The following is a 25,393-nucleotide window of genomic DNA, read 5'->3' on the forward strand; positions in this document are numbered from 1 at the left end:
TATCAGTCAATCAATCCATTTGCGTCATAAAACGGATACGGCCCGGGATACTCACCAAACACGCCGTTATGGGTCACCAACGCCTGCTCATGCCAGTGATGCAACAGATACCCCGGCGGTTCCAGGTTGAAATGCGCCGGGGCGGTGGGCTGCAGATCCAGCACGATTTGATGTGAGGTACCGGGGCACACACAAATCAGGCTGCCGCCGAAACGCCGCTGCATCGGCCGATGCAGGTGTCCGCACAACAACCGCTCGACCTGCGGGTGACGGGCAATGAGCCCCTCCAGGGCCATCGCGTTGATGAACGGCTCGCGGTCCATATGGCCAATGCCACTGATAAACGGCGGATGATGCAGAACCAACAGAGTCGGCGCCTCGGGGCGACGGGCCAGTTGTTCATCGAGCCAATGCAACTGACGGTCCTGCAACTGGCCGCCATGGGCGCCGGGTATGCTCGTGTCCAGACCGATAAGGCGTAGCGGATGCTCCTCGACCACCCAATCCAGTGGTTCACCGGCCACTCTCGGCCAGTAGGTGTGATCGGCGAATGCCGCCAACAAATGCTCCCGATTGTCGTGGTTACCGGGCACCAGGTAGAAAGGCATGTGCAGGCGCGCGAGCTCAGGGTGCAGCACGGCATATTCGTCGGGGCGACCGAAGTCCACCAGGTCGCCACTGATTACCACAATATCCGGGCGCGGCCGGCTGGCGTTCAGATGATCGACAGCACGACGCAATGCACCGAGGGTATCGACGACGCCATAGGTCAGTTTCTGACCGGCTTTAAGATGCAGATCGCTGATCTGCGCAACGAGAAATGGACGGTTCAAAATACTGATCTCTGATCACTGATGCAGGGTGAACAACACTTGTGGTTCGATGGCCAAGGCAAGCATGGCGCCGGCCCCGTAAATCACGCCATCGGTGCAGTCCACCAACAACGGCTGGGGGGCGCCGACATCCACCAGCAGACGGCTTTGCGCCCCCTGGAAAAACTGGCCGACAAGACGTCCACGTAGATGCCCCTGGCAGTCCATCACCCGCAGATGTTCGGGGCGGCAATACACGGTGGCAGGCAGACGGGTGCCGCTCCATGGCAATTCACCGCCACTGACTTTCAAGCCATCGGTCGTGCGCTCGATCACCGAAAAAGCATTGAGGTTACCCACGAAGCTGGCGACGAAAGCATTGGCTGGCTGCTGGTAGATTTCCCGCGGACTGGCCAACTGCGCGACGCGGCCCTGCTCCATCACCAAAATGCGATTCCCCAACGCCATGGCTTCGCCCTGGTCGTGGGTGACGAACACGGCGGTGATTCCCAGGCTGCGCAACAGCTGATCCAACTCGCTGCGCAAGCGCTCACGCAACTGCGCATCCAGCGCCGCCAAGGGTTCGTCGAGCAGCAACACCCGAGGTCGCGGTGCCAGGGCACGGGCCAGAGCGACCCGCTGGCGCTGACCGCCGGACAGCTCGTGAATACTGCGTTTACCATGCTCATCCAGGCCGACCAGCTCCAGCAGTTCCGCGCAACGCTTGTTGCGTTCGGCGGGCGACATACCGCGAATTTTCAGGCCGTAGCTGATGTTGCCGGCCACATCCAAATTCGGAAACAAGGCGTAGTTCTGGAACACCATGCCCACGTTGCGGCGCTCGATGGGCAGGTGCGTGACATCATCGTCGCCCAAAAAAATCCGCCCTGCATCTGGACGTTCCAGACCGGCGATCAGGCGCAGGGTAGTGGTTTTACCGCAGCCGGACGGGCCAAGAACCGCCAGGGTTTCCCCCGCCTCGATGCTCAGGTCCAGGTCATGCACGGCAACGGTGCCATCAGCGAACGCCTTGCGACAACCCTCAAGGCGAATGGTGGTTCCGGTCATCGTTTTTCTCCACGGGAAAGACGGCTGCTGATGGCCTGCAGCGCGATAAGCAGCGGCACGATCATCATCAGAAATATAAGGGTGTAGGCGCTGGCGACTTCCAGCCGGGCCGAGGCATAACTGTCGGCCAAGCCCACCGGCAATGTCTTGGTCATCGGCGTGTGGAGCATCCAGGTCAGGTTGAACTCACCCAACGAAAGGGTGACCACCATCAACACCCCGGCGAGAATCCCCGCCCGGCAGTTGGGCAGCACCACACTGAAGAAACGCCGGATCGGCCCCGCGCCCAGGCTCGCCGCCGCCTCTTCCAGGACCGGTAGATGCTGGCGTTGCATCACCGCCATCACCGGGCGCACCAGAAACGGCAGGGTGAACAGCACATGGCCGACCAGAATGAACAACCAACTGCTGCGAAACTCGCCAAACTGGCCATAGGTCAGCAACAACGCCAGCGCGCTGGCCAGGCCGGGCATGGCGACCGGCAGCACCATCAGTTCCTCGAACGCGCGACTGAAGCGATTGTCCATCCGTACCAGCGCATAAGCCGCCGGCACGCCAACCACACAGACACACAGCGCACAAGCCACGGCCAGTTCCAGGGACAGCCAGACGGTCGGCGAATAAGCCTGCCAGACTTGCACCAGCCAGGCGAACGTGAGGCCGCTGGATATCCCCTGGAAATAATTACGCGTCACCCCGGCCAGCAGTGACATCAGCACCGGGACCAGCATGAAAGCGCAAACCAGCAAGGTAAACAGCAGTTGCCCGACAAACAGCGTTGAGCGCTTCACAAGACCGTCCTCGAAGGTTTGACCAACGTGCGGGCCAGCAACAAAACGATCCAGGTCAGCACGCCCAACACCACCGACAGCGCGGCGGCCAGCGCAAAATTGGCGTAGTTGGTGAACACGTTGTAAATCGCTACCGGCGTTACATTCAACCGCGTGCCCAGCGTAAACGCCGTGCCGAAGGCGCCCATGGACGTGGCAAAGCAGATCGCCCCGCATGAGACCAGCGCCGGGGCCAGGCCGGGCACGATGACATCACAGACCACTCGCCAATGACCCGCGCCCAGTGAATGGGCGGCTTCTTCCAGGCTGCGATCCAGGCTTTCACACGCCGCCATCACGGTGAGAATCACTCGCGGAATCGAGAAGTACAGGTAGCCGACGAACAGCCCTGTCAGCGAATAGGCAAAAATCCAGCGCTCACCCGCCAGCTCAAGGCCAAGGCTGGCGAACAAGCCTTGGCGGCCGGCCAGCAGGATGACCAGAAAGCCGACCACCACGCCGGGAAACGCCAGTGGAAAGGTCAACAAGGCGACCAGGGCCGAACGGCCGAAGAAGCGCTGGCGCGAGAGAAACACCCCGCTGACGCCGCCCACCAGCAGCGCCGCGAGGGTCACCACCAGGGCCAGCACGCAGGTCTGCGCCAGACTGCCCAGGTATTGTGCACTGCTCAGCACCTGCCAATAGCCGCTGTCACTGCCATCGCGACTTTGCCCACCCAGCATAATCAGATGCGCCAGTGGCAGTAACCAGAACGCGAACAGCACGGCGGCCGCCGGCGCCAGCGCCCAGGCAGCGGTCGGCCGCAAGCGTGGCACCAAGGTCCAGACCGAGCGACCTTCCCGGGCTTTGACTTGCGAAGCCATCACTTACTTGACCTCACTCAGATAACGTGCGGAAAAGACTTCCTGCACCGCCGCCATATGTTCGTAATCGACCACGCCAGCCCGGGCATAATCGCTGTCCGGCAGGAACTGTGCGGCGACGTCCGCAGGCATCTTTATCGCTCGCACGGGCCGCAGGTAGGCCTTGGCCCACAACGCCTGGCCTTGATCGGACAGGACGAAATCCAAGACCTTCTCGGCATTGACCCGATGCGGGGCATTGCCGACCATGCTCATGACGTAAGGCACGCTGATGCTGCCTTCCTTGGGAATCACAAACGCAACGTTGGCATTGTCCTTGTAGCGCGCTCGATAAGCGTTGAAGTCGTAATCGACCAGAATCGGCAACTCACCGGACAACACTCGGGCGTAGGCCGTCTGCTTGGGCACGATGGGTGCGTTTTTCGCCAGTTTCTGGAAGTAATCGATGGCTGGAGCGAAGTTATCCAGGTTGCCGCCCATGGCTTGGTTGATGGCCACCGCCGTCACGTAACCGACGAACGCACTGGATGGATCGAGGTAGCCCACCATGCCTTTGTATTCCGGTTTAAGCAGGTCGTTCCAGCTTTGTGGCACGGGCAGGCCACCCAGCGCATCGACATTGACCATGATGCCCAACGTGCCGGAATGAATCGCAAACCAGTGGCCTTCCGGGTCTTTCAGGCCGGAGGGAATCTCCTCCCAGCCCTTGGGTTTATACATGCCAACCACCCCGGCCTTTTGCGCCTGCAAGCCGAAGGTGACGCCGTAATACACCACGTCAGCCACCGGGGCGGCCTGTTCGGCGACCAATTGCGCCAGTGACTGACCGGAGTTTTTGTTGTCTTGCGGAACCTGCACGCCAGTCGTATCGGCAATCGCCTTCAGTTGGGTGCCCCAGTCCGCCCACTCCGGCGGGCAGTTGTAGCAGATGGCCGTTTGCGCGGCTTGCGCCAGGTTGACCACGCCGCACAGCAGCAAAGCGGCCAGGGTTTTACTGATGCGGATCATCAAATGTCTCCTCGTAGGGCTGAGTACTTTCGCCTGGCCGGATATGACAAGGCAGGCAATGGGAAGCCGGTGCGGCGCCGGCGATCTGCGCCAGCAACTGATCGATCACGGTATAAGCCAGCGTCGCGATGGGTTGAACGACACTGCACAATGTCGGGTGTATCTGGGTGCCCAGGGCGATGCCGTCAAAGCCGATGACCGAGAGCTGCCGAGGTACGTTCCAGCCGTTACGTCGCAGTTGCGCAATCAGGCTGATTGCCAGCAAATCGTTGGAACAGACCAGCGCACTGAGCGCTTGCGGGCCATGTAGGAACGGCTCGATAGCGGCAAAGTCAGCCTGGGTGTGGGCGGGCATTTCGATCACTGGCAAGCGGTCGAGACCGGCCTCACGCATCGCATCGCAATAACCGGCGTAACGCAGGCGAGCGCGGTCGGACTGCAAGGCGGGCCCCGCGACCATGCCGATCCGCCAATGCCCCGCTTCCAGCAGATAACGGGTCGCCAGCGCCATGCCCGCGCGGTTATCCACGGACACGCTGCTGTGGTCAGGATTGCCGGGTTGGTGGTAGGCCAGTACAAAGGGCGTGTCTTCCCTGGCAAGGCTTTGCAGTACCCGGCTCCGATCGGCATCCGTGACCGTCAGGACCAGACCATCGACGCGCTGACGCAACAATTCCTCGACCACCGCGCTTTCACGTTCGCTGCTGTAGTCGGTGGTTGCCAGCAACAGGTTGTAACCGCGTAAGCGCGCAGCGCGCTCCATCGCCTGGAATTGCTCGGCGAACACCGGGTTGAGCAGATTGGGAACCACAACGCCAATCAGTTTGGTGGTTTGCAGACGGAGTTGGCGGCCGAGACGATTGGGCCGAAAACCCAGTTCACGCGCTGCGGCGAATACTTGTTCTCGAGTCGCTGGACGCACCACTTCAGGGGAGGCAAAGGCTCGCGCCGCGGTCGCCCGCGAAACACCGGCCAGTTGTGCAACCTCTTTCAAATCAGTCATTTTTGCTCGCTTGAGATCGATCTCATTGAGAGCGACATTACTCAAGGGACATGGCGTTTTCGCGATCAAAAAATGACAATTGGATGTCAGGCTCCCCTCGCCCACCTCGACTCCGTCCGAGGTCAGTGCTCAGGTGTCCATCAGTGCGGCCGGCAAGGCTGGAATCAGGAGCGGAGAATAACCTTCATTCGCTCTTCGGCCGCCGCCGAGCCGAAGATCTCGGCATAGCGCAACGTGGCGTTGGCGTGCTCGCGCATGATGGCTTCGGCACGCGCGCCCTGGCGGTTGACCAGCGCATCGAACACCGAATGGTGCTGCATGTGCGCATAGTTGAAACGCCGGTACTCGCGAACCATGTCGTCACGGTCAACCGCCAGGGCGGTCACCGAGGCGAAAGGCAAATGGTCGTTGCGCGCCAGGGCGTCGGCGATGGCCGGGTTGTGGCTACCTTCGACGATCACCTGGTGAAAACGCATGTTGAGATCGTGATAGAGCTCAAGGTCCTCGATGGTCACGAACCCTTTGTCGAACAGTTGATCACCTTGCGACAGGCACTGTTCAAGGCTCGCCCGGGCCTCGTCCGAAAGCCCCCGCTCGGCGGTCTGGCGCGCCGCCAGGCCTTCGAGCACGCCCCGCACTTCGACCGCACCGGCAATATCATCGGGATTGACGGAGCGCACCTGAAACCCGCGCCCGCCAAAACGCACCAACAGGCCTTCCTGCTCCAGCGTGCGGAACGCCATGCGCACCGGCATCCGCGAGACACCGAAAAGCTCCGCCGTGGGATTTTCCATCAGCCGTTCGCCAGCCGCCAATTCGCCGGAGGCGATCATCTTGCGCAGCGCGACCAGCACCGTTTGACCGGGCTTACTCATCCAGGCAACTTCCAGAAAGGTGGGTTGCCATAGTAACGCAAGGTCTGGGCTGACTGCAGGGCGCTGTTTACGGATCGGGCTGCATACCGGCAAAGGCAGCGATGCCTTGCTTCAGCCTTGATACTCGGGATTTTCGATCAGCAAAGCCATGCCCTGCCCGCCGCCGACACACGCCGCCGCGATGCCATAACGCAGATTGCCCTCGCGCAACTGCCTGGCCAGGCTCAGCACCAGGCGCAAACCACTGGCGGCCAAGGGGTGGCCCAAGGCGATCGAGCCACCCCGTCGGTTGAGTCGGTCGCCATCCAGCCCCAGCACCTGGGCCACGGCCAGTACCTGGGCCGCCTGCGCCTCGTTGATTTCCAGCAAGTCGATATCGGCCAGGGCCAGCCCGCTGCGCTGCAGCAGCAACTGGATCGCCGGCGCTGGCCCTATGCCCATGAATTCCGGCGCCACACCTACCACGGTACTGGCCAGCAAATGGGCCAGCACCGGACGAAAAGCCCAAGACGCTCGCCCCACCAGCGCCGCCGCCGCGCCATCGACCAGCGCGCAACTGTTGCCGGCCGTTTGCACACCGCCGTCATGCACCGAGCGCAATCGGCTCAAGGCCGCCAGATCGGTAGGCCGCGGGTGACTGTCCCGCGTCACCCGCTCCACGCCCCGCGGCAACTGGATACTCCGTGCCTGATAGCCAGCCAGCTCAAAGCGTTCATTGCCCAGCGCCACCAGCTCAGGTGTAAACCAGCCGTCCGCCTGAGCCTGCAGCGCCAGTTGATGACTATCCAGCGCATAACGATCCACCACCTCACGACTCAGGCCATAGCGCTGGGCCAGGTTATCGGCGGTGGCAATCATATCCAGACCCGGCGCCGGGTCGTAGAGCGCTTCCCAGAGAAAGTCCTTGAACTCCACGGCGGCACCGAGGCGGAAACCGTCGCGGTGGACATAGGCGGCAATCGGATTGCGCGACATGGATTCAGCCGCCACGCACAGGGCCAACTGCACACCGTCGTCCAACTGCCTGGCGGCCTGGTGCAAGAGCTCGAAGCCGGTGGCGCAGATGCGCTGCACCGCCAGCGCCGGGATCCCTTGCGGCACGCCACTGTAAAGGCCGATATGGCGGGGCAGCAGGTAGGCATCGAAACTGGCCTGGGCCATGGAACCGGCGAGTACGCTGTCCACCGCTGTCGGATCGATAGCGGCGCGGGCCAGCACCTCGCGCCCGACCTTGATCCCCAGGTCGATCGGCGAGACCTGGGCCAAGGCCCCGCCGAGATCGACCCAGGGCGTGCGCAGGGCTTCGAAAATCGCCACATCGCGAAAACTCGAATACTGCCCCACGCTGTTCACGGTTGAGATCCGGCACGCAGGATGGAAGGCTCTTCGCCGCGATACAGCGCTTCGACCTTGGCGGCGCGCCACTGCAACACCGCACGCTGATTGATCGAGCCCTTGTCGGTGATTTCACCGCGATCGATGGAGGCCGGTTCATCGAGCAGCGCGATCCATTCCAGGCGGCTGGCATTACCGGTGGCATCGCGGTTGAGCCGTTGCAGCCAGTCGCTGAACCACAGGCGCACAGGCACGCTGGCCAGGACCTCGACATCGCTGGCCTGCGGACTCAAGGCGGCCAGACGTCGACACTCATACAAGCGTGGAAAGACCAGCGCCCCCAGGCACTCGCGATCCGGCGCGGCCACCACCAGGTCCTGGACATAGGGCGAACCTTCGAGCACCGCGCGATTGCGCAAGGGGCCGACACTGACAAAGACCCCGGAAGACAACTTGAAGTCCTCGGCAATCCGCCCGTCGAACATCAGGCCCAGTTCCGGGTCTCGCGGATCCGCGAGCTTGAGGGCATCGCCGGAACAGTAGAAGCCCTGCTCATCGAAGACTTCGGCGGTCTGCTGCGGCGCGCGCCAGTAACCCGGCATGATGTGCGGCCCGCGAAAACGCCCCTCCAACTTGCCATCCACCGGCACCAGGCGCACCTCACAACCAGGCGCCGGCAAGCCGATGTACCCGGCCATGGACAACGGCCCGGTGGTGAAGGTGCAGGACGGAGCCGCCTCGGTCATGCCAAGCCCGGCCATCATGCGAATACGCTCACCACAATGCGCTTCGGCAACCCGGTCCAGGCGGTCCCAGATCCGCTGGGACAATCCGGCGGCGGCGAAAAAGAACAGTTTCATGCGCGAGAAGAAACATTCGCGCAACTCAGCGTCCTGCTCCAGGGCGCTGACCAGTTCCTCCCAGCCCCTGGGCACGGTCAGGTAGGCGGTGGGCGACACGTCCTTGAGGTTGCGCAGTGTTTCGGCAAAGCCCTGGACGGTGGGCTTGCCGTCGTCCAGGTAAAAGGTCCCGCCGTTGTACAGCACGATACCGACATTGTGGCTACCGCCGAAGGTGTGATTCCACGGCAGCCAGTCCACCAGCACCGGCGGTTCTTCGCCAAACACCGGGAAGGTCTGCAACAGCATCTGCTGGTTGGCGCAGAGCATGCGCTGGGTCGTGACCACCGCCTTGGGCAGCTTGGTGGAACCCGAGGTAAACAGAAACTTGGCGATGCTGTCGGGCCCGGTGGCGGCGAACGCCGCTTCGGCTTCGGCCGCGCCGGGTTGTTGCAGCAAGCTGGCAAAGCGGCTCTGCCGGCGCCCCGGCATCTCGCCACGGACGCTGATCAGTGGCGTCTCGACCGGTAACACGGCGTCTATCGCGCGCTGGAAGGCGGCAACATCACTGACGAACACCAACCCCGGCTGCAACAGATCGCAAACATGCCGCAGCTTGGCGAAATCCTGCGACAACAACGAATAGGCCGGAGAGATCGGGCAATAGGGAATACCGGCGTACATGGCCCCCAGCGCAATCTGCAGATGCTCGATGTCGTTACCCGAAAGGATCGCCAGCGGCCGCTCGGCTGAAAGACCATAACCCAGCAGACCCTGGGCAATGGCGCGGACGCTGTCGAGCATCTCGGCGTAACTCACCCGCCGCCAGCCACCGCCATCCTGACGCGCCGCGATAAAGGTCTGTTGCGGACGTACCTCGGCCCAATGCACCAGGCGATCGAGCAAACGCCTGGGCAACTCGGCCAGGGGTTCGAGGGAGCGCATGGACAGGATGCCCTGCTCTTCGCTGACCTCGACCGCTGGATGGCCGATGGACACTTGGCGATAACGCGGCGTACTGGCCTCGGTCCGAGGCGCTGATCTGAATTCTGAACTCATGGGTTTGTCCTCCTCAGATCGGGTAGTGCCGAGGTCCGTTCTGCAACGTCACCCAGCGCAACTGGGTGAAATGCTCGATGGCCGCCCTGCCGCCAAAACTGCCGTAGCCGCTGGACTTGACCCCGCCGAAGGGCATCTGCGCTTCATCGTGCACGGTCGGGCCATTGATATGACAGATACCCGATTCGACCCGCTGGGCCAAGGCCAGGGCGCGACCGGTGTCACGGCTGAAGATCGCCGCCGACAGGCCGAACTCGGAATCGTTGGCCAGGCGCAGCAGCTCTTCATCGCCATCACCACGCAGTACCACGGCCACCGGACCAAAAGACTCTTCGCGGTACAGGCGCATGGCATCGGTGACACCGTCAAGCAAGGTCGGCTGCAAGATGCTGCCCTCCAATTGACCGCCGGCGAGCAGCGTGGCGCCCTTGTCGAGGGCATCGTCGATCAACAACTTGATGCGCTCGCCAGCACTGGCGTCCACCAGGGAACCGAGTACGCAATCCCCGGCGTCGGGGTTGCCCGCCGGCAAGGTGGCAATCTTCGCCACCAACCGGGCGACAAAGGCATCGGCGACTTTGACATCGACGACCAGGCGCTCGGTGGACATGCAGATCTGCCCCTGGTTGAAGAAGGCGCCGAAGGCCGCGGCCTCCACCGCCGCGTCCAGGTCGGCATCCGCCAGCACCAGAAATGGCGCCTTGCCACCCAGCTCCAGCAACGCCGGCTTGAGATGACGCGCCGACAGTTCGCCGACGATGCGCCCGACATGGGTCGATCCGGTGAAATTGACTCGCCGTACCGCCGGGTTGGCGATCAGCCGCTCGACAATCGCGGCGGCATCCCGCGGCGCGTTGCTGATGACGTTGACCACCCCATCACCGAGGCCGGCGTCCTGTAACACCTGGCCAATCAACCGATGCACCGCCGGGCTCAGTTCCGACGCCTTGAGCACCACCGTGTTGCCACAGGCCAATGGCATGGCAATGGCCCGGGTGGCGAGGATCACCGGGGCATTCCAGGGGGCGATGCCCAGTACCACGCCGCACGGTTGGCGCAGGGCCATGGCGAAGCTGCCGGGGACATCGGAGGGAATGACTTCGCCATTGATCTGGGTGGTCATGGACGCGGCTTCACGCAGCATATTGGCCGCCAGGTGCACATTGAAGCCATACCAGTTGGCCATGGCGCCGGTCTCGCCGGCCGCCGCGATGAATTCCGCGCCGCGGGCCTGCAACTGCTCCGCCGCTCGTAACAGGCGGGTACGTCGTTCATTGGGAGCCAGGGCCGCCCAGCTCGGGAAGGCCGCCTTGGCCGCAGCCACGGCAGCGTCGGCATCTTCCAGGGTGGCGGCGGCAACCCGCGACACCACCTCACCGGTCACCGGATGACGCCGTTCGAAGGTTCGACCGTCTCGGGCGGGGCACGACTGGCCGCCGATCAGCAGGGGCACGTCCAGCATGGTGATTCCTCTTTATTGTCATTATCGGGAATACGTTCAAGCGGCATGGGCGCGGCGCACAACCGGATGCGCTGGCTGCGCGCCACGTGTTTCAGCGCTTATACGCCTGCAAGCCGGGCTTGATGCTCTTGTCGTCGAGAAACTGCTTCATGCCCTGCTCGCGGCCGCCTTCGGTATCCAGCAGGCGCGACTGATCGAGCTTGGCGTACAGGTAATCCTCGTTCTGCTCCCAGGTCAGTTCGCGGCAGCGCTTGAAACCGTGCTTGGCGGCCCGCAGGACCACCGGGTTTTTCTCCAGCAGGTTGCGCGCCAGCGCCACGGTGACTTCACGCAACTGCGCCAGCGGCACACTTTCGTTGACCAGCCCCATCTCGGCGGCTTTCTGCCCGCCAAAGGTCTTGCCGGTCATGATGTAGTACAGCGACTGGCGATGCCCCACCGTATCGGCCATGGCTTTGCTCACCAGGTTGCCCGGCGGGATGCCCCAGTTGATTTCCGAGAGACCGAAGGTCGCCTCGTCGGCGCAGATCGCCAGGTCGCAGGCCACCAGCGGGCTGAAGCCACCACCGAAGCACCAGCCGTTGACCATTGCGATGGTCGGCTTGGTGTACATGCGCAGCAGCTTCCATTGCCATTGCGAGGCTTCGCGGCGGATTTTTTCCTGGAGGATCTCCGGGCCGGCATCCACTTCGCGAAAGTACTCCTTGAGATCCATGCCGGCGGTCCAGGCTTCACCGGCCCCCGTCAGCACCAGCACCCCGGCGGCAGGATCCTGCTCCAGGGTCTCCAGCACATCGACCATTTCCCGGTTCAGGGTCGGGCTCATGGCATTGCGTTTTTCCGGACGATTGAGAATCACCCAGGCAATGCCCTCCTCGATTTCGACCTTGACGGTAGTCCAGCGACCTTCGTAATTGCTCATGGCGGGCTCTCTTGTTCCGGGCTTGAAGATGAGTAAAAACTAAACCTGAAAATTAGTTATGTCAATTAACCATTAACAAAATTAACTTGATTGCTTTTAACCCTTAACCGTTTGTGTTGCCTGGACATCTGCAAGAGACCATGGCTATCCCCGAGCAACCACGGCAAACTAGATAGTCTTCTTAACCTCCTGCCTGAGGATCCACCCCGCAATGGCCAAGTCTTCCAAGATTGCCGCCACCCCCGAGCCCCCTGCCGAGAACGCCGAAACCCAAGCGCCACTGGACTCCGCCCTGGACGACCTGATCGGTTATGCCATGCGTCGGGCGCAGTTGAAGCTGTTCCAGAACCTGATCGAGCGACTCTCGGCCCACGATTTGCGGCCGGCGCAGTTCTCGGCCCTGGCGATCATCGACCAGACGCCCGGGCTGATGCAGGCCGACCTGGCCAAGGCACTGGCCATCGAACCGCCCCAGGTGGTGCCGTTGCTGAACAAACTGGAAAGCCGGGCGCTGGCGGTGCGGGTGCGCTGCAAGCCGGACAAGCGCTCCTACGGGATTTTTCTCAGCAAGACCGGGGAGACCCTGCTCAAGGAGCTGAAACAGATCGCCACCGAGAGCGATCTGGATTCCACCTCCGCCCTCGACAGTCAGGAGCGCGAGGAACTGCTCAGGCTGCTGAAGAAGGTCTATCAGGCATAAACACCGGCGCCGCGGCTGGCGCCGGGACTGGGCCGGCTCCAGTCGCGCCGGAGATACACGATCACTAGCTTACGCCTGGGCATCCATCTGCGCCCAAACCGCCTCAGCCAGATGGAAGGTGGCGTTGGCCGCGGGAATGCCGCAATAGATCGCGCTCTGCATCAACACCTCCTTGATCTCGTCGCGGCTCACGCCGTTGTTTTTCGCGGCACGCAAGTGCAGGCGCAGCTCCCCTTCGCGGTTCATGCCGATCAGCATGGCGATAGTGATCAGGCTGCGGGTGTGCCGTGGCAACCCGGGGCGGGTCCAGATATCGCCCCAGGCATGCCGGGTAATCATCTCCTGGAACTCGCCATTGAACGGCGTCAGATGTTCCAGACTACGATCCACATGGGCATCGCCGAGCACTTCGCGGCGCACTTTCATGCCGGCTTCGTAACGTTGCTGTTCGTCCATTGCAGGATCCTTTTCTAAGGTTTGAAAGCGTGATGTTCGGCCAGCGCACGTTGGACCCAGCGCTGTGATTGCCCCAGGTAATGAGCCGGGTCCAGCAGGCGGTCCAGCGCCTCGGCGGACAGTTGCGCGGTCACTTGCGGTTCGGCTCCGAGCACCTGGCGCAAGTGCTCGCCCTGCTCCACGGCACGGCGGCAGCATTGTTCGATCAGATGATGCGCCGCATCGCGGCCGATACGCTGGGACAAGGCAATGCTCACGGCTTCCGCCAGCACCAGCCCTTTGGTCAATTCCAGATTCTGCAGCATGCGCCCGGCGTCGACTTCCAACCCTGGCACCACCTGCAAGGCCTGTTGCAGCGAGCCGGACACCAGGCAACAGAGCTCCGGCAGGGTTTCCCATTCGGCATGCCACAGGCCGAGGCTGCGCTCATGTTCCTGCGGCATCGCGCTGAACATCGTCGCCACCAGCCCGGGGGCCCGGGTCGCCGCACCGATCATGACTGCCGCTGCGACCGGATTGCGCTTGTGCGGCATGGTCGAGGAGCCGCCCTTGCCCGGCGCGGCCGGCTCGAACACCTCACCCGCCTCAGTCTGCATCAGCAAACTGAGATCGCGTCCGACTTTGCCCAGGCTGCCGGCGATCAGCCCCAGCAGGCTGGCGAATTCCACCAGGCGATCACGCTGGGTATGCCAAGGCTGGTCAGGCAGGTGCAGACTCAACTCATCGGCCAGGGCTTCGGCCACCGTAAAAGCCTGGTCGCCCAAGGCCGCCAGGCTGCCGGAAGCCCCACCGAATTGCAGGCACAGCAAACGCGGTTTGACTTCAGCGAGACGCTGGCGATGGCGAGTGATAGCGCCCAGCCAACCGGCGATCTTCATGCCCAGGGTCACGGGTGTCGCCTGTTGCAGCCAGGTACGCCCGGCCAGCGGGGTGTTCGCGTGGCGCGCGGCCTGCTCGGCGAGCGCATCGGCCAAACGCCCCAGATCACCTTCCAACAGCGCAATGGCTGAACGCAGTTGCAGCACCAGGCCACTGTCCATCACATCCTGACTGGTGGCCCCCATATGCACGTAGCGCTCAGCGGTCGGGTTGGCCACGGCAATCTTCCTGCCCAACGCCTTGACCAGCGGAATCGCCGAATTGCCGGCATTACCGATGGCCACGGCCAACGCGTCGACATCGAACAGCTGCGCGCTACAGGCCGCTTCGATATCACCAACGACCTCCTGGGGTATCAATCCGGTGCTGGCTTGCGCGCGCGCCAGGGCGGCTTCGAAATCGAGCATGCCTTGCAACCGGCCTTGATCGGAAAAAATCGCCCGCATCGCCGGCTGGGTGAAATAGGCATCGAAAAGTTGATTCGTCGGTCTGTTCAAACCACAGCTCCAGGATTCATGAAAAACAATGAGGCGCTTTCAGGTCGCGTCTGCATGGCTGACCAGCCCCTTGATCACCACCGCGAGGGTTGCCAAGGCCGCCGGCACTACCAGCGCGGTCAGCACCTGTTCGAAGTTCCAACCCAGGCCCAATAAGGTCGCCCCGGCCCAGGCCCCGAGGATCGCACCAAAACGACCGATACCGAGCATCCACGACACACCGGTGGCGCGACCCTGGGTGGGGTAAAAACGCGCGGCCAGCGATGGCATCGCCGATTGCGCGCCGTTGATGCACATGCCGGCCAACAGCACCAAGACGGCCAATACGCTGACATGGCCCAGGCTCTGCCCCACCAGCCAGGCGAAGACGCCGGCCAACAAGTAAGCAATGCCAATGACCTTGTGCGGGTTGAATTTATCCATCGCCCAGCCCACACCCACCGCACTGAGCACACCGCCGAATTGGAACAGCGCGCCGATAAAGGCCGACTGCTCCATGCTCGCGCCGCTGTCACGCATCAGGGTCGGCAACCAACTGGTCAACAGGTAGACGATCACCAAACCCATGAAATAGGTCAGCCACAGCAGCAAGGTACCGGCGCTATAAGCCCCGGAGAAAATCACCTTCAGCACGTTGCGGCTCTGCACCACCGTCTGTTCCGGCACGCTGAAGCCGGTGGCCGCCGCGACCTCCAGCGGCGCAATCGGCGCCAGCACCTGGCGAATCCGCTCCACGCCACGATTGCGCACCACCAGGAAGCGTGCCGACTCCGGCAACCGGAACAACAGCACCACGGCCAGCACTAGGGGCAGGATCCCGCCGAGCATCAGCAGGCTGTGCCAACCCAGCAGCGGAATCAGCTTCGCCGAGACGAACCCACCACAGGCCATGCCCAGATTGAAACCGCAGAACATGCTGGTCACCAGCAACGACTTGAGCCGCTCGGGGGTGTATTCGGAGAGCAGCGTGGTGGCATTGGGCATTGCCGCCCCCAGGCCCAGGCCGGTCAACAGACGCAGGGCCAGGAGTTGGTCGATATTGCTGCTGTAGGCCGACAGTAGACTGAACACGCCAAACAGAAACACCGCCACCACCAGCACCCCCTTGCGCCCGAAACGGTCGGCCAGGGGGCCGGAACCCAGGGCACCGAAGACCATGCCGATCAGCGCGGCACTCATCACCGGTCCCAGGCTGGCGCGATCGATACCCCAGTCCTGGCTCAAGGCCGGGGCGATAAAGCCCATGGCCGCGGTGTCCAGGCCGTCGAGAAAGACGATCAGAAAACACAGCAGCACCACCCGCCATTGATAGCTGGACAATGGCTTGGTGTTGATCAACAGCTGAACATCAAGCGTGCCCGTCACTGGCACAGGGGCTAATAACGACATACAGACATTTCCTTCTTCTTATTATTATCGGGTCGCTTGCATCGGCAAGCGCCCTGCAACTGCACGCAAGCCACAACCTTAGAAGTCGAAGAACACCGTTTCCGCCTCGCCTTGGACATGAATGTCGAAACGATAGGCCAGCTTGCCGTCGACCGTGCAACGCCTGGCAATCAGGGTTTCACGGCGTTGCGGCTGTTCGATCAGATTCAATACCGGATCGAGCGCATTGGCCTGGGCCTCGTCGTCGAAGTACAGGCGGGTCTGCAAGTGGATATTGATGCCCCGGGCAAACAGCGAAACGTTGATATGGGCCGCCATGGGTACCCCCGCGGCGTTGTTCAGCGTGCCGGGCTTGATGGTGTTCAGCGTCCACTCGCCGACATCCGTGGTCGCGGTGCGGCCAAAGCTGTTGAAGGGCTTTTCCAGGTTGTAATCGCTGTCATAGACGCCTTCGTGGTTGGCCTGCCAGAACTCCAGGAACGAATCGCGAATCAGATGGCCATTGCCGTCGTAGACGTGCCCCATCAGCAGAATATGCTCGCCCGGCGCACCGGGTTTGGCCATCTCGTTCCAGATTTCCTGCTCGCGGGGCGGGTTGCCGGCAGCCTCCAGCGCCAGGCCGATATGCACATAAGGCCCGGCGGTTTGCGAAGGGGTTTCAGGCAGAAGTTGAACGGGCATGTGCGTGCCTCCTCAGCGGTTTTCGAAGTGGGTCTTGCGCTGGCCGCGCAGAACGATATCAAAGCGATAAGCCAGGCAATCCATGGGATTGGCCAGGCTCATATCGAGCCTGGCGATCAGGCTCTGCACCGCTTCCGGATTGGCGATCGACTTGACGATCGGGCACATGGGGATAAGCGGATCGCCTTCGAAATACAGCTGGGTGATCAAGCGCGTGGCAATCGACGGGCCGCTGATGGAGAAGTGGATATGCGCCGGACGCCAGTCGTTGGGACCGTTGCGCCACGGGTAGGGACCGGGTTTGACCGTGCGGAAACTGTAATGACCGTCACGGTCGGTCAGGGCCCGGCCAACGCCACCGAAATTCGGGTCGATGGGTGCCAGGTAGCTGTCTTTCTTGTGTCGGTAGCGACCACCGGCATTGGCTTGCCACATCTCCACCAGGGTATGCGGGACCGGCTTGCCGTACTGGTCACAGACGCGACCGGCGACGATGATGCGCTCGCCGATGGGCAGGCCGCCCTGGTTGAAGTTCAACAGCAGATCATTATCGTGCACGCCCATCTTCAAATGGGAGAAATCCGGGCCGCTGGTTTCCGACAGGGACTGGGGAATGCTCACCAGGGCCTGGCGCGGGGAACGCAGGATCGAGGTCTTGTAGTCAGGCGTCAGGGCTTTGGGGTGCCAATTGCGGTCACGAATGACGAAGCGGCTGTTGTCCGCATCAGACATGTCGGGCTCCTTATTGTTAGAGGTAAGAGCTGCTTGGATAGCAGTCTGTCCCTCAGTCTCCTTTGATAGTGCCCCCGCCAAAACTGAAAAAACCAACTTCATCCATATCCAAATGGTTATGGATAATGATCCTCGCGATATTCCAGCCCTACTTCGCGCAACACCTCCACACGCCGCCTTCGAGATCTGGCATCCGCTAACGCTGGATGCGGAATTGTTTCGGTGACTGCCCCGTGCCGCGCTTGAAAAAGCGCGAGAAGTAGGCCGGTTCGGAAAAGCCCAGGCTGTCCGACACCTGGTTGATGGTCATGGCGGTGTAGACCAGATCGCGCTTGGCTTCCAGCAGCAGCCGCTGGTTGATCATCTGCAATGCCGATTGCCCGCAGAGGCGTCGGCACAAGGCATTGAGGTGAGCCGTGCTGATCCCCAGCGTCGCCGCATAGTGCTCGATGGGTAGATGCTCGCGAAAGCGCAGTTCCAGTGTCCGGGTGAACATCTGCAAATGCTCGCGGCCCCGTTCAAGCGGCAAGGCGTCCGGCGGCGTGCGCTCCAGACTGCGGCGACTGAGCCAGATGGACAGTACCGTGATCAACGATTGCAGCATGGGATCACGGCCGGGCTGGTGTTCACCGTATTCCCGGGTGATGGCTGAAAACAGCGTGTCCAGATACGAATGCGCGGAGCCGATCGGGTAACAGGCCGCCGTGGTCAATACCGGACTGTTGAGCGAAGCGCCGAGCTGTTCGGCCAGGGGCTGTGCCAGGCTGAGTACGTGGCCTTGGATATCCTCGGAGAACTTGAAGGTGTGCACACACAGCGCCGGCACGACTTGCAGCGCAGCGGAATCGATGTGGTGGATCTCGTCTTCGACCTTCAGTGTCGCCTGCCCTGCCTGCACGTAGAGCAGCTGCACCAGGTCGCTGTGCCGGTGGGGTTTGATTTCCCAGCCATGCAGTTTGCTGCGCTCGGGGATCGACTCGCAATGGATCAAGTCAGGGGTCGGCCAGGCGCCGGTCTCGCCGTAGAGCTTGAACACCGGAACAGGCACAGCGGATGATTTCGACATCTACCTCCCCTCCACAACGATCCACGAAAAGTCCATGGAATGCATCGGATATTGCCTTCATATCCGCACTTTAGCCACTAAAAATACAGGAGACAAAAACAACAGTGCCCGGCAAGGCCCAACGCCTTCAGCGGTACCAGAAAGGACTACCCTCCATGAAAACCCAAGTCGCTATCATCGGCTGCGGCCCCTCCGGCCTTTTGCTCGGTCAACTGCTGCATCGTGCTGGCATCGACAACGTCATCGTCGAACGCAAGAATCCCGAATACATCCTCTCGCGAATTCGCGCCGGCGTGCTGGAACAAGGCATGGTCGATCTGTTGCGCGAAGCCGGTGTCAGCGCGCGCATGGATGCCGAAGGCCTGGTGCATGACGGCTTCGAACTGGCCTTCGACGGACGCTGTGAACGCATCGACCTCAAGGCACTGACCGAGGGCAGAACGGTCATGGTCTACGGTCAGACCGAAGTCACCCGTGACTTGATGGACGCACGTGCCGCCGTGGGCGCGACGACTCTTTACGAGGCCGAGAATGTGCAGCCCCACGGCATGCAGAGCGACAATCCTTACGTGACCTTCGAACATCACGGCGAGACCGTGCGCCTGGACTGCGATTACATTGCCGGCTGCGACGGCTTTCACGGTGTATCCCGACAATCGATACCGGCAGAGACGCTGAAGATTTTTGAACGGGTCTACCCCTTTGGCTGGTTGGGAATCCTGGCCGACACCCCGCCGGTCAGCCATGAACTGATCTACTCCAACCATGAGCGAGGCTTCGCCTTGTGCAGCATGCGCTCGCCGACGCGCACCCGTTATTACGTGCAAGTGGGCGCCGAGGAAAAGGTCGAGGACTGGTCGGACGAACGTTTCTGGGAAGAGCTCAAGCGCCGTTTGCCAAGCGCTATCGCCGAGCAATTGGTCACGGGCCCCTCGATTGAAAAGAGCATCGCGCCGTTGCGCAGCTTTGTCGTCGAGCCCATGCAATATGGTCGACTGTTCCTGCTCGGCGATGCGGCCCATATCGTTCCGCCCACCGGCGCCAAAGGTTTGAACCTGGCGGCGAGCGATGTCAGCACGCTGTACCGGATCCTGCTCAAGGTTTATCGCGAGGGTCGCACCGACTTGCTGGAGAAATACTCGCAAATCTGCCTACGTCGGGTCTGGAAAGCCGAACGCTTCTCCTGGTGGATGACCTCGATCCTCCACCGTTTTCCTGATACCGATACCTTCAGCCAGCGTATCCAGAAGAGCGAACTCGATTACTTCACAGGCTCGGCCGCCGGACGCAAGACGATTGCGGAAAACTATGTCGGGCTGCCCTATGAAGCCATCGAATAACTGAATTGCCCCCCACTCTTTGCGCATCATTCGACGGAACGAAAAAAACCACCTGGGACTGGCTGCCTTGGTTAAGCAAGGATTAATCAGAAAAGACCTACAGTTCCTTAACCCGTCTGAGGAGCAGCACATTTCCGTGTTGCCGCGAGGCTCTGTCTGGACGGCGCCCGATGCGTGGCCTTCCGTGATCAGGAACAGGAACGACTGGCTCATCGACTGATCGCCGACGGCATGGCGCTCTACACTCTCGCCTTTCAGCGGCTCGGTTCACCATCATCCCGGCCCATCAGGATTTCCTCGACGCGGCAGGCCGCGAATGACTCAAGCGAAGACCCAACACCATGAGACAAAGACTTTGCCCATGACATTGCCGAGGAGGCTCTAGCGCTGTAAGCGTGTCCGCTTTTGGCCGTTTTCTGCCTGATGCAGATGGGCTGCTCTCGGCCGGAAGCACGGAAGATGACTAAACGCGTGAACCGGCTATCGACCCAGCACGCAATGATGGCAATATGACTCTTCTTAGGAAAAGTAGCATTCGGCGCGAGGCGAAGCCGGATGTCATGCGCACAGGGATAAGGAACATGGCTTCGATTCAGGTGGATGGTGAGGACAAGACCGCAAAGATCAGCGACTGGTCGATTCGCTGGAGCGACAAGTACGAAGCCCTGGAACTGACGTGTCACTTCCCCTCCAAGAAAAAATACACCCGCCCGCTCAGTAACTGCCAGGTCTCGCCCACCCGCGAGTTGACCAATGTATTGCTGCACAAGTCCGGCAGCAAGATCGTCACGCCTATTGCCAAAGCTATGATTTACGGCGAGCGATATGCCGTCGTGCACTACCCGGACGCCGAAAAGCCCTATATCTACAAGATGGACGGTATCGGTTTTACCGCCCCGACATCAATGAAGGAAACGCCGGTCTTCCGCTATTTCACTACCGTGGCGAATGCCCGAAAGGATCACGCTGAGTCGAAGACCAATCGTGAAATTGCCGATAATGTAGTGCGCCAGCTCGGAAAACTGCCCGCCATCGCTGGCACTGCCTTGCAAGCCTATTGTACGGGGCGCAACGGCACGCTGGCGCCGGGTCAGGGGCTCATCTATCCGTTCGGGCTTAACGAGAGTCAGCTTCAGGCGGTCGAGCGGGCGTTCAGCGCGCAAATCAGTGTGATCGAAGGTCCACCAGGGACCGGCAAGACCCAAACGATCCTCAACATCCTCGCCAATATTCTGTTACGTGGGCAGACGGTAGCGGTGCTATCCAACAACAATGCTGCTGTGGAAAACGTCTACGAAAAGCTGGAGAAATACGGCCTGGGCCACTTGGTCGCCAAGCTTGGCAACCATGACAAACGTGAGGCTTTCTTCGCCGACCTGCCTGCGTGGCCATCAAGCGCGCCCGAGTCGGCACCGTCCCTAGATGAGATCCAGGCCTTGCTGACCCGCTTGAAGCAGCACCTGCAAGACCACAACAGGGCGGCACAACTGCAAATCGAGCTGGACGAGCTGGTCATCGAGCGGCGCTACCTGCAGCAGTGGCAGGCAGAAAGCGATGTGCACGCCACAAGCTCGCTCGACAAGTACGGCCTGACACCGCGCAAGACTGCGGACCTCATGGCCTATCTGGCGTACCTCGGCGAGCAGCGCATTCATCTCAAAGACCGCATCGAGCTTCTGTTCAAATTCAGAATCTTTCGCACCAAGCCATTCGCCGAGAGAGAGGCGCGCATGGCCGTTTTCCATGCACTGCAGATGCATTACTACGACAAGTCGCTACGGGACAAGGAAGCGGAGCTGCAGGCGTGCCGTGAATCGTTGGCACGCGCGAATTTCACGGCCCTGCTGAAAGAACTGACAACAGCATCGATGCACCATCTGAAGCAACATCTGCAACTTCAGGTACCACCGTCGGACAGCTTTGATGTCAAAACTTACTGCCGGCATTTCGATGCCTTCGTGCAGCGCTTCCCTATCCTGGGCAGCGGCACGCACTCCATCGTCAATTCGATCGCGCAAGGAGCGGTCCTCGACTACGTGATCATCGATGAAGCCTCTTTGCAGGACATCGTGCCGGGCATCCTGCCACTGGGCTGCGCAAAGAACCTGATCGTCGTTGGAGACAACCGCCAGTTGCCGCATATCCCTGTGGCACTGGGGCTTCAAGCGCCCGCCGAGGTCTACGATTGCGAGCACTACAGCCTGCTGGATTCGTGTATTGCCGTGTTCCAGGACGCGCTGCCCAGAACCCTGCTGAAAGAACATTATCGCTGCCACCCCAGGATCATCCAGTTCTGCAACCAGCAGTTCTACGACAACGCACTGGTGCCGATGACCGAGGACAAGGGCGAAGCCCCTCTGCGCCTGGTGGTGACAGCCAAGGGCAACCACGCCAGGAAGAACACCAACCTTCGGGAATTGGACTCCCTGCTGAAGGTGCTTGAGGACGAGGGGCAGCCTGTCGGAATGGACGGCGAAGGCCGCGGTTACATCGCCCCGTTCCGGGCGCAAGTCAACCTTTCCGACATGCACTTGCCGACGGATTTCATCAAGGACACCGTGCACAAGTTTCAGGGGCGCGAATGCGACGAGATCGTCTTCTCCACCGTGCTGGACAAGAAGCGCTACAACCAGGAGCGGCAACGCCTGGATTTCGTCGATGATCCACGCATGATCAACGTGGTAGTTTCGCGGGCCAAACATCGCTTCACCCTGGTGACCGGCGACGAAGTGTTCGATAACAACGGCCACATCGCCGCGCTGATCCGCTACATCAGCTATTACGCGCAGGACGAGCAGATCGTGCGCGCGCCGGTGGTGTCGGCATTCGACTTGCTGTACCGCGAGTACGACCAGTCTCTGGCACGCTTGGACGCCCGCCTGCGGCCCGAGGACTCACGCTACAAGTCCGAGCAGATCGTGGCACAGTTGCTGCGCGAAGCGCTGTCAGCCCCGGCGTGCCAGGCATTGAAGTACCACACACAGATCCAGCTGGATAAGCTTGCATCGCCGGGTAGCCTCGACTGGACGGAGCCCCAGCGGGCGTTCATGAGGCGCGCCAGTTGCGATTTCGTGATCTATTTCAAAGTGGGCAAGAAACCTATAGGGGTGATCGAGGTTGATGGCGGGTACCACGACCGACCCGTGCAGGCAGCTCGGGACGCCATGAAAAATGAGATTTTGGCTAGAAGTGGCATTCCTATTCTGCGGCTGCGGACAGTTGAGAGTGACATTGAGCGGAGAGTTGGCGACTTTATCGGGCAGTGGGCTAGTCCTACGCATGGCGGTATTCGCGACTCCCACATCACGTTGTAAATCAAATCACGCTTGCTACGCGGGAGCTTCTTCACACAGCTCTTCGCCGACGCCCGCACCGCCTCGTCCGTACCATGGATACAACGCCAACACCTCAGCGTAGGCATCTTCGTCCTGTATCAAACTGCGGGGCTCTCCCTGCTGGCGGAGGGCTCCATCTGGTACACGGTCGCCAAACAACATAACGGCTCGGGCCGAATCGTCCTGCCGTGAAACCCAGGACAAACCCTGTATGTCAGGGCATTGGGTATGGATCGCAGCGGCCCACTGACGTGTTGCCGGATACTGGTCCTTCTCGGTATCAATCAGGTGCCGGCGCGGCACGCCCAGTTTACGAAGGGCCACACTGCCTAAATCAGCCAACACCAGATCACGAGTGCTGTGGACTTCAGAATGGACCTGCTCTGTATGCGGCGCGGTCTCGATCATCGATACGCAGCTCGAATTCGTCCGATTCCATGCCGGGCTTGTCCAGCGTTCGGAGCAACAGCAAGCGGTCGTTGATCAGCGCGGTAATGTCGGCACCGTCAGCGACGACACGGAAAGTGGGTTTCATTTTTGCGAACTCCAGAAACAACGAACCCCGCACAAGGCGGGGCTAATAATCCGGCACTACAAGGTTGCACCTTGTCGTTACTCTTTGCTCAGGGAGCTATGTGTCCAGCAAGATCGCCGCGTAATCCATCGCGCCGTGCAGGATGTGAACGACCACGACACGGTTGGCCTCTACTCGATAGAAAATGGCATAGTTTTCATGAACCCGACGCCGGATACCGTAGCGTGGCACCAGCGGGAATGCTTGGTGCATGTCCGCCAGGCTTAGACATTTATCGCGTAGCTCGTTAATGAAGGACAACGCACGTAACGGATTGTCTTGAGCAATGTAATCACCAATGCGCTCCAGATCACCTTCCGCTTCGTCTGTTAGCTGAACGATCATGCAGTCTTATCAGCCATCTCTGCGTATTTTGCAGCCAGTCGGTCGAACACCTCTTCCGCAGGCTTGATGCGACCCGCGTCGATGTCGCCCATACCACGAGCAATGGAAGCGTCCAGCGCGGCCAGGCGGGTTTCCCGATCCTGAACCAGCCGTACACCTTCGCGTAGCACTTCGCTTTTCGAGCCGTAGCGACCAGACTCGATGAGCTGCGTCACATAGTTCTCAAGCGGTTTTCCCAACTCGGCACTAATCATGTTTTATCCTCCAGGTAGCCCCACATCCAGAGTAGCCAATTTAATAACTGTTATCAATCCCACAACTGCACCTGCTCCGCTACCGGATCAGAAGCGTCTGGAAAGATAATCGTTCGTGCCTGATTCCGCCGTGTGCGAGCGTCTTTCAGGGAGATGTCGGGGTAGATACCCAAGGATATGCGCGGCTGCTGTTCTTGCCACTTGAAGCGGAAGTGCCAGGCCTTCGTGCCATTAGTCGCCACGAACAATGAAAGTCCGGCGCTATCGCTGAGGCTGTATCCTTTGTCTTCAGGCTTTGCCTGCCTGACGGCGGTGTCTGTGAGCGGCATTTAGTACATCACCCAAAAATCGAACTCAGGATGTACTAAAAAATGTACTAAAAATGTGGGGCTGGGGTGAAGATCCACGAAAGATCTTGAAAACAAAAAACCTGCGCAAGGCAGGTTTTATAAGGGTTTCAGAGATCTCGTCGGATGCCCTGAAAAGCAAAGATGGTCGAAGCCGGAATCGAACCTTTCCCTTTATCACTGAAAATAAAGGAAAAGTTTTAGTCCGAAAATTTTTCTACCTCTAGGTGTATCCTCTTCCTCCGAGCAGCCTCGGGACATGACAAGGTAGGAAAACCTTCAAGCCCTCGGGCTTGCTTTTGACCATCGCAGTTGCTGATCAAAAAAACCGTGAGTGTACTGGGTAGCGGTATCGAGCGGAGCATTTCCACCCGTAAACGACGGCAACTCTCCAGCCCTTCGCCAGCCCCCGCCGCGACAATCACTCGTGGTACGAGGGAAGCTCATACTCTTCCATGGTGCCCCAGGATTTCAGCCTGTCACGGACCTCGGCCCCGGTCAAATGCCGGCCCGTGTCCTGGTAGGCCTTCCATGACGCGAGCGCCTCTTGCTTGAAGCTTTCCCGGGCCTCTTCGCGCTCCACAGACTGAGACGTCAAGTCCTCATCGAGATGCTCCGGCAGCTTTGCCGCCTTGGCCTCAATATCGTCTTTCAGACGTTGGACAGCGTCGGAATTGTCGTCGGAGACATAATCGACAGTCGCCAGCAGATCAGCACGAGCTGTCTGCAACCATTCAAGAACGGGCACGACGCTTCCTGTC

General features: G+C 60.8%; 24 protein-coding genes and 2 pseudogenes. 3 read left to right on the top strand and 23 right to left on the bottom strand.

What is annotated here, in order from left to right; genetic code table 11:
• Positions 1-2: 2 nt before the first annotated feature.
• From M5B42_RS13905 to M5B42_RS13955, 11 genes are all read right to left on the bottom strand, one after another.
• Positions 3-833, bottom strand: a complete 831-nt coding sequence (locus M5B42_RS13905) for a phosphodiesterase (protein WP_177098766.1) — start codon at positions 831-833, stop codon at positions 3-5.
• 15 nt (positions 834-848) lie between these two features.
• On the bottom strand, positions 849-1,880 hold the full coding sequence (locus tag M5B42_RS13910) for an ABC transporter ATP-binding protein (protein ID WP_248746176.1): 1,032 nt from the start codon (positions 1,878-1,880) through the stop codon (positions 849-851).
• On the bottom strand, positions 1,877-2,671 hold the full coding sequence (locus M5B42_RS13915) for an ABC transporter permease subunit (RefSeq protein WP_103496948.1): 795 nt from the start codon (positions 2,669-2,671) through the stop codon (positions 1,877-1,879). Before M5B42_RS13915 ends, M5B42_RS13910 begins: the two co-directional genes overlap by 4 nt.
• Positions 2,668-3,534 carry an ABC transporter permease gene (locus tag M5B42_RS13920; protein WP_248746177.1) on the bottom strand — a complete coding sequence of 289 codons (867 nt, stop codon included), beginning with the start codon at positions 3,532-3,534 and terminating at the stop codon, positions 2,668-2,670. The genes M5B42_RS13915 and M5B42_RS13920 overlap by 4 nt, the downstream gene beginning before the upstream one ends.
• A 3-nt stretch (positions 3,535-3,537) precedes the next feature.
• The gene (locus tag M5B42_RS13925; RefSeq protein WP_248746178.1) at positions 3,538-4,542 is read right to left on the bottom strand and encodes an ABC transporter substrate-binding protein; all 1,005 of its coding nucleotides are present in this window, start codon (positions 4,540-4,542) and stop codon (positions 3,538-3,540) included.
• On the bottom strand, positions 4,526-5,545 hold the full coding sequence (locus tag M5B42_RS13930) for a LacI family DNA-binding transcriptional regulator (protein ID WP_177098771.1): 1,020 nt from the start codon (positions 5,543-5,545) through the stop codon (positions 4,526-4,528). The genes M5B42_RS13925 and M5B42_RS13930 overlap by 17 nt, the downstream gene beginning before the upstream one ends.
• 164 nt (positions 5,546-5,709) lie before the next feature.
• A complete protein-coding gene (locus M5B42_RS13935) occupies positions 5,710-6,420 on the bottom strand; it encodes a GntR family transcriptional regulator (protein WP_103496951.1) in 711 nt (236 codons plus the stop codon).
• 111 nt (positions 6,421-6,531) lie between these two features.
• Positions 6,532-7,773 (bottom strand): thiolase family protein, encoded by a 1,242-nt coding sequence (locus M5B42_RS13940; protein WP_248746179.1) that lies wholly within the window; start codon positions 7,771-7,773, stop codon positions 6,532-6,534.
• Positions 7,770-9,653 carry a feruloyl-CoA synthase gene (locus M5B42_RS13945; RefSeq protein ID WP_248746180.1) on the bottom strand — a complete coding sequence of 628 codons (1,884 nt, stop codon included), beginning with the start codon at positions 9,651-9,653 and terminating at the stop codon, positions 7,770-7,772. The genes M5B42_RS13940 and M5B42_RS13945 overlap by 4 nt, the downstream gene beginning before the upstream one ends.
• A 13-nt stretch (positions 9,654-9,666) precedes the next feature.
• On the bottom strand, positions 9,667-11,115 hold the full coding sequence (locus tag M5B42_RS13950; RefSeq protein WP_248746181.1) for an aldehyde dehydrogenase: 1,449 nt from the start codon (positions 11,113-11,115) through the stop codon (positions 9,667-9,669).
• A 91-nt stretch (positions 11,116-11,206) separates the two neighbouring features.
• A complete protein-coding gene (locus M5B42_RS13955) occupies positions 11,207-12,037 on the bottom strand; it encodes a p-hydroxycinnamoyl CoA hydratase/lyase (protein WP_177098776.1) in 831 nt (276 codons plus the stop codon).
• Between the two features lie 211 nt (positions 12,038-12,248).
• Here M5B42_RS13955 and M5B42_RS13960 point away from each other — a divergent pair, with 211 nt between their 5' ends.
• On the top strand, positions 12,249-12,737 hold the full coding sequence (locus tag M5B42_RS13960; RefSeq protein WP_248746182.1) for a MarR family transcriptional regulator: 489 nt from the start codon (positions 12,249-12,251) through the stop codon (positions 12,735-12,737).
• 69 nt (positions 12,738-12,806) lie between these two features.
• Here the strand turns inward: M5B42_RS13960 and pcaC are convergent, their stop codons facing one another.
• The 6 genes from pcaC to M5B42_RS13990 all read right to left on the bottom strand — a co-directional run bounded on the left by pcaC (position 12,807) and on the right by M5B42_RS13990 (position 18,437).
• Positions 12,807-13,193 carry a 4-carboxymuconolactone decarboxylase gene (gene pcaC, locus M5B42_RS13965; protein ID WP_177098778.1) on the bottom strand — a complete coding sequence of 129 codons (387 nt, stop codon included), beginning with the start codon at positions 13,191-13,193 and terminating at the stop codon, positions 12,807-12,809.
• Positions 13,194-13,207: 14 nt separating this feature from the next.
• Positions 13,208-14,569: a 3-carboxy-cis,cis-muconate cycloisomerase gene (locus tag M5B42_RS13970; protein WP_283099758.1), complete on the bottom strand. Its 1,362-nt coding sequence runs from the start codon at positions 14,567-14,569 to the stop codon at positions 13,208-13,210.
• A 39-nt stretch (positions 14,570-14,608) separates the two neighbouring features.
• Positions 14,609-15,958, bottom strand: a complete 1,350-nt coding sequence (locus M5B42_RS13975) for an MFS transporter (RefSeq protein WP_248746183.1) — start codon at positions 15,956-15,958, stop codon at positions 14,609-14,611.
• A gap of 78 nt (positions 15,959-16,036) precedes the next feature.
• Positions 16,037-16,639: a protocatechuate 3,4-dioxygenase subunit alpha gene (pcaG, locus tag M5B42_RS13980; protein WP_103496964.1), complete on the bottom strand. Its 603-nt coding sequence runs from the start codon at positions 16,637-16,639 to the stop codon at positions 16,037-16,039.
• A 12-nt stretch (positions 16,640-16,651) separates the two neighbouring features.
• Positions 16,652-17,371: a protocatechuate 3,4-dioxygenase subunit beta gene (gene pcaH / locus M5B42_RS13985; RefSeq protein WP_103496965.1), complete on the bottom strand. Its 720-nt coding sequence runs from the start codon at positions 17,369-17,371 to the stop codon at positions 16,652-16,654.
• Between the two features lie 196 nt (positions 17,372-17,567).
• Positions 17,568-18,437, bottom strand: coding sequence for a helix-turn-helix domain-containing protein (locus M5B42_RS13990; protein WP_177098782.1), 870 nt, complete (start codon positions 18,435-18,437; stop codon positions 17,568-17,570).
• Positions 18,438-18,592: 155 nt separating this feature from the next.
• Between M5B42_RS13990 and pobA the strand changes: the two genes are divergently transcribed.
• Positions 18,593-19,777 carry a 4-hydroxybenzoate 3-monooxygenase gene (pobA, locus tag M5B42_RS13995; protein ID WP_152739488.1) on the top strand — a complete coding sequence of 395 codons (1,185 nt, stop codon included), beginning with the start codon at positions 18,593-18,595 and terminating at the stop codon, positions 19,775-19,777.
• 581 nt (positions 19,778-20,358) lie between these two features.
• Complete coding sequence (locus M5B42_RS14000; RefSeq protein WP_248746184.1) at positions 20,359-23,091, top strand: AAA domain-containing protein; 2,733 nt, start codon at positions 20,359-20,361, stop codon at positions 23,089-23,091.
• A gap of 204 nt (positions 23,092-23,295) precedes the next feature.
• Here the strand turns inward: M5B42_RS14000 and M5B42_RS14005 are convergent.
• From M5B42_RS14005 to M5B42_RS14030, 6 genes and pseudogenes are all read right to left on the bottom strand, one after another.
• Positions 23,296-23,520: pseudogene (locus M5B42_RS14005) on the bottom strand (RES domain-containing protein); the annotation flags it as partial.
• A pseudogene (locus M5B42_RS14010) lies at positions 23,504-23,647 on the bottom strand (late control protein); the annotation flags it as partial. The pseudogenes M5B42_RS14010 and M5B42_RS14005, both read right to left, overlap by 17 nt.
• Positions 23,648-23,743: 96 nt before the next feature.
• Positions 23,744-24,031, bottom strand: coding sequence for a type II toxin-antitoxin system RelE/ParE family toxin (locus M5B42_RS14015; protein ID WP_152739491.1), 288 nt, complete (start codon positions 24,029-24,031; stop codon positions 23,744-23,746).
• A complete protein-coding gene (locus M5B42_RS14020) occupies positions 24,028-24,285 on the bottom strand; it encodes a type II toxin-antitoxin system ParD family antitoxin (RefSeq protein ID WP_152739492.1) in 258 nt (85 codons plus the stop codon). The genes M5B42_RS14015 and M5B42_RS14020 overlap by 4 nt, the downstream gene beginning before the upstream one ends.
• A gap of 53 nt (positions 24,286-24,338) precedes the next feature.
• On the bottom strand, positions 24,339-24,614 hold the full coding sequence (locus tag M5B42_RS14025) for an Arm DNA-binding domain-containing protein (protein WP_283099759.1): 276 nt from the start codon (positions 24,612-24,614) through the stop codon (positions 24,339-24,341).
• A 439-nt stretch (positions 24,615-25,053) separates the two neighbouring features.
• Entirely contained in the window at positions 25,054-25,380 is a 327-nt protein-coding gene (locus tag M5B42_RS14030) for a CopG family transcriptional regulator (protein ID WP_248746185.1), read from the bottom strand.
• Positions 25,381-25,393: the final 13 nt, after the last annotated feature.

Origin of the sequence: Pseudomonas sp. MWU12-2037 (genome assembly GCF_023242345.1) — a bacterium.
GTDB lineage: Bacteria > Pseudomonadota > Gammaproteobacteria > Pseudomonadales > Pseudomonadaceae > Aquipseudomonas > Aquipseudomonas gingeri_D.